The following is a 1,825-nucleotide window of genomic DNA, read 5'->3' on the forward strand; positions in this document are numbered from 1 at the left end:
GCCATCAAGTCTGGTCGCCTGAAGCTCGACGATACGTTCGTCGTCAGCGAAAACGCCTGGCGCAAGGGTGGCGCGCCTTCGGGGACATCGACGATGTTCGCCAAGCTCAAGTCGTCGATCCGGCTCGAAGACCTGATTCAGGGCGTGACCGTGCAGGCGGCCAATGACGGCTGCATCATCATCGCCGAAGGCATGTCGGGATCCGAGGACAATTTTGCCGCGCAGATGACCGAACGGGCCCGCCAGATCGGCCTCAAGACGTCGACTTTCGTCAATTCGACCGGCCTGCCGGCGGATGGCCAACAGACGACCGTGCGCGAGCTGGCGCAGCTCGCCCTGCACCTGTGGCGTGATTATCCGGATTTCTACCGCTACTACGGCCAGAAGGATTTTACCTGGAACAAGATCTCGCAGAGGAACCGCAATCCGCTGCTGGCGATGGACATCGGCGCCGACGGCCTGGCGGTCGGTGCGAGCGAGGCAGCCGGCTTCGGCATCGTCGGTACGGTCAGTCACAACGGCACACGGGTGATCGCGGCGATGAGCGGGCTGGCCTCGGACAAGGAGCGTGCCGAAGAGGCGCGAAAGCTGCTCGACTGGGGTGTCCGCTCGTTCGAGAAGACCGAAATCTTCGCCAGGGACGAGGTGGTTGGAGAAGCCCAGGTTTTTGGCGGCGCCAAGCCCGGGGTGATGCTGAAGGCCAAGGGTCCGATCGACATCTTCCTGCCGATCACCAATCGCGACAAGCTGACGGCCAGGATCGTCTATGACGGCCCGATTGCAGCACCGGTGGAGGAGGGGCAGCCGGTGGGCGCGCTGCGCGTCTGGATCGGCGATACGCTGAGCCAGGAGACGCCGCTTTTCGCCGCCGAATCGATCGGCGTCGGCACGCTGCCGCAGCGCGCCCTCGATGCAGTCAAGGAACTGGCGGTCGGCTGGCTGCGCTAAGGCACGTCGCTCAAATCTGACCATGGTTTTGGCGAACGACGTGCATGAAAGCAAAAAATGACGGCATGGACGTTTGGCCGAACGCGGACTATCTAGAGCGCTACAATCCCATTCAGCCATGGACAAGAAGGCCTCTCGGTTGGCACGCGGTTTTTTCATCACCTTCGAAGGCGGCGAGGGGGCAGGCAAGTCGACGCAGATCGAGCGGCTGGCCAGGAAGATGCGCGCCAAGAAATACGATGTGCTGCTTACCCGCGAACCTGGCGGCTCGCCGGGCGCCGAAGCCGTCAGGCATGTGCTGCTTTCGGGCGCGGCCGAACCGTTCGGACCGAAGATGGAAGCGCTGCTTTTCGCCGCCGCGCGGTCCGATCATGTCGAGCAGCTCATCCGGCCGGCGGTCGAGCGTGGCTCCATCGTGCTTTGCGACCGCTTCCTCGATTCCTCACGCGTCTACCAGGGCGTCACAGGCGGCATCGATCCGGCGTTCATGGATGCGCTGGAGCAGGTCGCCATCAACGGCATGATGCCGGACATGACGCTGATCTTCGACATCGATCCGGCGGAAGGCCTGAGGCGCGCAACGCTGCGGCGCGGCACCGAGGCAGTCGCCGACCGCTTCGAAAAGGAGACGCTGGCGATCCATCAGGCCCGCCGCGAGGCGTTTCTGGCGATCGCCAAGGCCGAGCCGGAGCGCTGCATCGTCATCGACGCAGCCGCCGAGCCCGACGCGGTCGAGAACGTCGTCACCGCGGCGGTGTTCGCGGCACTGGCGGCGAGAACGCCGGCACGCGACAGGCAGGCAACGCCGGCATGATCTTCGAGCGCATTGCACCCGAGCAGCACGACACGCTCGACGGCGTGCCGGAGCCCTCCGAAA

Annotated in this window: 2 protein-coding genes; both read left to right on the forward strand. The window is 64.6% G+C overall.

The features are described from left to right. On the forward strand, positions 1-948 hold a 948-nt coding region (locus EN906_RS32785), incomplete at its 5' end, for a D-alanyl-D-alanine carboxypeptidase family protein (RefSeq protein WP_164777556.1). Between the two features lie 139 nt (positions 949-1,087). Beyond that, positions 1,088-1,762 (forward strand): dTMP kinase, encoded by a 675-nt coding sequence (tmk, locus tag EN906_RS32790; protein WP_164748920.1) that lies wholly within the window; start codon positions 1,088-1,090, stop codon positions 1,760-1,762. The last annotated feature ends 63 nt before the right edge of the window (positions 1,763-1,825 follow it).

It is taken from the genome of Mesorhizobium sp. M7A.F.Ca.CA.004.06.1.1 (assembly GCF_003999135.1).
GTDB lineage: Bacteria > Pseudomonadota > Alphaproteobacteria > Rhizobiales > Rhizobiaceae > Mesorhizobium.